3 protein-coding genes are annotated in these 6000 nt (G+C 49.9%); all 3 read right to left on the bottom strand.

Annotation, left to right across the window (positions count from 1 at the left end; genetic code table 11):
- Positions 1 to 251 precede the first annotated feature (251 nt).
- Positions 252 to 836, bottom strand: a complete 585-nt coding sequence (locus AAKU64_RS18070; RefSeq protein ID WP_354333367.1) for a hypothetical protein — start codon at positions 834 to 836, stop codon at positions 252 to 254.
- A 317-nt stretch (positions 837 to 1153) separates the two neighbouring features.
- The gene (locus tag AAKU64_RS18075; protein ID WP_354333365.1) at positions 1154 to 1759 is read right to left on the bottom strand and encodes a hypothetical protein; all 606 of its coding nucleotides are present in this window, start codon (positions 1757 to 1759) and stop codon (positions 1154 to 1156) included.
- A 14-nt stretch (positions 1760 to 1773) separates the two neighbouring features.
- Positions 1774 to 6000 (bottom strand): RHS repeat-associated core domain-containing protein (locus tag AAKU64_RS18080; protein ID WP_354362603.1); only part of this gene is annotated, 4227 nt, incomplete at its 5' end.

A 6000-nucleotide genomic window follows, 5' to 3' on the forward strand; every position in this document is an offset into this window, starting at 1 on the left:
TCCATTCCATTAGAACCCCGTGATGTAGTCGTATGCCAGGGGATTAGCCTTTTAGGTAATAAACGATATCGTATCGGTACAGGTCATCGTGCCTGACATGACTTTGCGTTCTTTGACTACCGTACCGTGGGCATAGAGGACTTTACGATCAATGCTGAGCGTTTCAGGGTCACTAGAAGGCTCCCGCTGAGTCGTTGCCTTGGTAGTCCGAACAAGACTTCAATTCAAACGTATTAGCAAAGTAAGCGTGATTACTTTTCCCAGCCAGGATCAACAAGTTTACCGTTGTACATTTTTGCATCGAGGAAGTCTCCACCATGCATTTTATAGACCCATCCCTGCCCATTTAGGCTACTTTCTCGCACGTCCCATGCCAAAAGTACGCCATTATCTTTGAGACGAAATCGCAAGACGATGGCACGACCGCGCGCTGCTGCTGCATAGTTAAAGACCTCGACGGGGATACGGCTAAGTATCTCGATGGTATAGTCTCCAGTCAATTTGCCTCCTATCCAACCCCCGTTTTTATAATCTGAACGTATATCAGTTCCCTCACGCCAAGTGACTCTCGCCCAGCGTGGAAATGACATATTGCCGCCACCACTTGAGCTTTCGCCGCCATTTTGATGATTCAGAAGCAACGGTCCAAATAGTACATTTCCTGCGTCATTGAGTGCTTGTACTCCAGCCTTCTCAGAGGCATCTGCTGCTAAGTTATATACGACGACCATCCCCATACCTTTCAACTCCCTGTCCGTCTGAGGCTTACCTGCTTGTGCGCATGCTGCCAGCAAAGGCAGCAAGGCTAAGGCAACTAAAATTGTTCTTTTCATCATCTGCTTCTCTTCCTTTAATTTACGGTCATGTTGATGTTGTAGCCATTTGCCTTTAGCCATTGAATATAGCCTTTGGCATCGACCGTCCCCGTGATGTAGTCGTAGGCCAGGGGATTAGCCTTTTAGGTAATAAACGATATCGTATCGGTACAGGTCATCGTGCCTGACGTGACTTTGCGTTCTTTGACTACCGTGGGCATAGAGGACTTTACGATCAATACTGAGCGTTTCGGGGTCACTAGAAGGCTCCCGCTGAGTGGTTGCCTTGGTAGTCCGAACAAGACTTCAGTTCAAACGTATTAGCAAAGTAAGCCTGATTACTTTTCCCAGCCAGGATCAACAAGCTTACCGTTGTACATTTTTGCATCGAGGAAGTCTCCACCATGCATCGTGTAGTGGAACGCTGTACAAGATGCGACCTCACCAGCTTTACATCCAGGAATCGGCAAGGTTTCCTGAACGTCCCATGCCAAAAGTACGCCATTATCTTTGAGACGAAATCGCAAGACGATGGCACGACCGCGCGCTGCTGCTGCATAGTTAAAGATCTCTTCAGGTATGCGATTTAAGACTTCCACTTTGTAGTCGCCAACGACTTTTCCAGTAGTCCAATAAAGCCCTTTGGCATCGTCTACTCCGTCTCGCCAAGTAACCCTAACCCAGCGAGGGAATGACATGTTGCCACCACCACTAGAACTCTCACCGCCATTACGATGATTTAAAATCCCTGGTCCAAAGAGTTCATTTCCCGCGTCAGTGAGTGCTTTTACACCAATCTTCTCAGAGGCATCTGCTGCTAAGTTATATACGACGACCATCCCCATACCTTTCAACTCTCTGTCCGTCTGAGGCTTACCTGCTTGTGCGCATGCAGCCAGCCACGGTAGCATGGCCAAGGCGATTAGAACTTTCCTCTTCATCATCTATTTTCCTTCCTTTAATTTACTGTCATATTGATTTTGTATCCGTGATCATTCAGCCATTGCAAATACGCCTTTGCATCGACTGTTCCTGAAATATAGTCACTGGTATTTGGATTTGATTTATAGGTGATGTACTTTACTGTGTCGGCGTAGGTCATCAGGCCTGTTGTGGCATCGCGTTGCTTGACAGTTGTGCCGTCAGTGTAACGGACGTCACGATCCTCACTAGTGGCAGTGGGGCCACCATCTGGCGCTCCCGATAAGAGATTGCTACTCTTGTCATGGAGTACTGGATTAGAGATGATCGTGTTTATTGACGGGTCACTACCCATTTTCACTCCTGCTGCGTTGGCCTGATCAAGCATCCACACCATCGCGACTTTAGCCAGATCTTGGTTAGGAAAACCGCCACCGATATCTGAATGCGCCCCTAAAAAACCGCGCTCTAAACGCGTAGTACCGCTAGGCATAGATTTACCTAAGATGGACTCAGACGGAAAAGAAACCGCGTTCCCCCTGTATTCATTCAGCGCTACGGCATGCACAACGTATTTAAAAGCGTCAGGAATTTGTAGTTGATAACTGCCAGTGTGAGTGCTCAACACTGTGTCAAATAAGCCCATAAAGCGGAAATTGACTTTCTGACAGGCGTCTTTTTCATTTTGATCTTTATAACTATACCAACCATTACTATTCGTCTTTGCCGCAATCTGATTGGCAAAGTCACGTGCTTCTGCCGAACCCCGACTAAAGCCGGTGATGTCGATGTTAAAGGCGGTATTGTCATCCACGGAATCTGAATAATCTCTTAAATTCTTGAGCATCGCATCAATCCTCTCTTTCCCTGTAAACGCCTCCGCAACATCGCCTTTGTTACCACCCTTGTACCAGGGATTTTCTATTCCTGTAGTAGGGTCTTTAGTACCTGGACCAGTTATGTAATAGACTTGTCCGTCTTGATATTGGTTTTTAAAACGGACAACATTCGACAAGGTTGCCGAATTACTTTCATCATTCCCGGTGCCATCAAACGCAAACAGAATCAGACCCGATGGATCAATATATTTCAGCGGATTATTGGCGACATAGGCATAGCTGTTGATGCCGCCCCGGAGTCCCAGCGGATCGGGTGTCAGGTATTGACCCCGGCTTGGGTCGTAATAGCGATGATCGTTGTAATACAGTCCTGTTTCTATATCCTCGTATTGGCCTGGCAGGCGTAGATTAAATGCAAATGTCGTCTTATTCTCAGCATGCGCTGCCTGGATCAATGTGCTTGCCTGAATGATCTTTCCATAAGGGCTGTACTCTGCTTGCCATAGAGGTATGGCATGCTCATTGGTCACAAGTTCGGTCGCGCCCAGGTGATTGTTATGCAAATAGGCGATCGCATCTGTTGTGTCGAACCAGGCATGCCATGCGGTGGCGATGTCCGCCGTCATTTGACTCATTGGGGAGGTTTCTGCTTGGCTGAGTGCACTCCCTTGTGGCGTATCGGTCAGGGCAATGGCTTGCTCTGCCAGATAGAGGTATTGGCGGGTGATCTGTCCTTTGTCGTTGAGTTCTGCCACTAGCTTGCGGCCTTCGTACAGATAGCTGGTCTGTGTGTTGGCTGCCTGTTTGCTGATGCGTTCGCCCAAGTGGTTGTAGCAGTAGGATGCTAACGTGCGATTTTCTTGCCGCACCTCTAGCAGTTTGCCCATGGCATCCCAGACATACTCGCGTTGGCCAATATGTTCGAGTTGGCCGCTGGCGTCGTAGCGTGCTTGTTTAACATTGCTGTTCGTGCTGGCCTCATCAGTATGGTTATCGCTCTGCCAGCGATTGGTATTGGGTATGTAGGCGGTTTTTACGGTATGGCTTGTGGTGTCCGCTGGATCGGTAATTCCTTCTTGGGCCAGCAAGCGGTTGCCTGATCCGTCGTAGAAATAACGCTCGTAGCTAGCCGATACCGCTTGCTTACTTAGTTCGCTTGCCTTGCTTGGTTTGGTTTGACTGATGCTTGAGGTGCTGCTGACGATTAAGCGATCTTGCCCATCATAGGCATAGCTCCGTAGGGCGTTTTTGCTTTGGCTTAGTAGCATATTGCCTTGCACATCCCATAGATAGCGGTGATCGATCAGCGCTTTCGGATCTGCTGCCAAGCCTAATGCGCCGGGTAGTGCGGGTGTCGTGGATGTTGTGGGTGTTGCCGTCGTTTGTTTTTCTGCTGCGTAGGCGGGCGTGATGCCTAGTAAGGCATGCATAGTGGTGCTGGTCGTCGTGTTCTCTGGTTTGGCGTTGGGATGACGATAGACAATCCTGGCCAGCACGCCTTCTCTGCTGCGCTGGTAGCTGGCCTCTATACCATTACCGTAGGTGAAATACTTCAGACCAGCAAGGTCACGCTCAATATTGTTGACAATTGGGGTGGCGGGTAATAGCCAGCGCAGCCATGCAGTCTTAATCAAGCTGCGCTGGATACCGGTGACTTGACGCTGACCATTACGTTGGTAAATGAGCGTGCTTCCATCAGGCAGGCTGATAGATTCAAGCAGACCTTGGGCGTCGTAACTATAACGGGTGATGCTGGTGGCCAGGGTGCCATTGGCGAGTTTGAGGATGACCGTCTTGCTTGCTAGCCGCCCTTGGTCATCATGGCTGTAACGTTCGGTCTGATTGGGGTGTGTGACGCCGACCAGACGCGTTCCGGCGTATTGCCAGGCGGTGATCGTTTGTTTTTTCGCCGGATCAGTCGCGTTTGCATCTACGACGGTTTGCCGTATGAGTTGGCCTGCTACGTCGTAGGCGTATGTGGCGCGGTTGCCGCTGGCGTCCGTGCTGGCGATGATCTTGCCTGCGCCATCGTAGGTTCGGGTGACGGTGCCGCTATCAGGACTGATGATCGCGGTGATGCGGCCAAAGTCATCTCGTACCGTATTGGTGGTAGCGCCATTGGGGGCGATCACCGTGTTGATCTGCCCTAATGCATCGTGCTCAAAACGGATCGTGGTATTTTGCATATGTGCTTGGGCAGTGTTGGTTGCATCTATCACTTGTGTCAGATTGCCCATTGTGTCGTAGCGATAATGCTTCTCTCGACCTAGTGCATCGGTCATCATGTCGGGCAAATCTTGGTCATTCCAGCTAATGTTGCGCTGGGCGCCGCTGGTGTCAGTGATCGCAATTAATCTACCAACAGCGTCATAGGCGTAGCCTTGGGTTTGTTTGATATTGCCTGATTGCGTGCTTGTTTCAAGCAAGTTACCTTCTGTGTCGTAACGATTTTGCTCAAGAATCCCTAAGTGCGAAGCGCTCCAGCTATTAAGCCCGGACTTGTCGAAACCCCTATGCATCAACGCTTGATAGGATTTTCCTTCGCCGATACCAATCTCTATCGGTCTATCAAGCGCATCGTATTGCGTGCTTTGGGCAATACCATCACTGGCAGAGGCAACTAATTGATTGCGGGCGTTATAAGTGAAGCTCGTTTGGTGGCCTTCTGCATTGACAACCTTAGCAATCCGGCCGACTGGATCATATTGAATGAGGCTCTTGAAATTACCTGGCGCAGTCAAGGATGTCACTGCATTACCTTGGTTGTCCCATTCGACGCGAGTTATGTCAGAGTCAATCGGAGTTCCCGTTTTGCCATTGGGTAGTGGCCCATCGATTTCCGTCAGCAGGCTACGGCCATTGATCGTGGTGTAGCGATAGTTTGTCGTGCGTGCCAGCGCTGTTGCAGATGTTTGTTTGCTTAGTGCTGGTGACCAGCCACTCTCCGTGACGCTGATCACTTGGCCTTTGTCGTTGTAGATATTTCTTGTTTGTATTTCTTGCCCGGGCACGACACTAGGGCGAATAATGACGCTTGGTTGCGGGTTGTTGCCGCCGTATTCGTAGCGCACTTGCCATTTGGCCGGATCAGCCTTGCCATTGGTTGGGTTGTAGCTGATCTGGCTGATTTTGGTGATACGACCCTGGTCGTCAAAGTCGGTTTTGTTACCGAGTAAAGCTTGGCCTTGTGCGTTAAGCTGGATGGTTTCGATCAGACGCCCTTGTTGGTCGTAGCGGTAGCGCTGGTTACTGGCGCCGCAGGTGGCACAGCCAGCACCACGTATTTCCAGTAGGCGAAACTCACCGGCGATAATATCGTGTTTATAGACCGTCTTTTGTCCGAGGCTATTGGTAAGAGTAGTTTGTCCGGCAACACTGGTATCCAGGCTGACTTGGTTGACCTTGTCTGCGCCGCTGGTGTAGTT

The organism is Undibacterium sp. GrIS 1.8 (assembly GCF_040544445.1).
Taxonomy (GTDB): domain Bacteria; phylum Pseudomonadota; class Gammaproteobacteria; order Burkholderiales; family Burkholderiaceae_D; genus Undibacterium.

What these genes read in the sequence shown, in the direction of transcription:
- AAKU64_RS18070 (WP_354333367.1), bottom strand. Translation starts at nt 836, where the DNA reads ATGATGAAAAGAACAATTTTAGTTGCCTTAGCCTTGCTGCCTTTGCTG.
- AAKU64_RS18075 (WP_354333365.1), bottom strand. Translation starts at nt 1,759, where the DNA reads ATGATGAAGAGGAAAGTTCTAATCGCCTTGGCCATGCTACCGTGGCTG.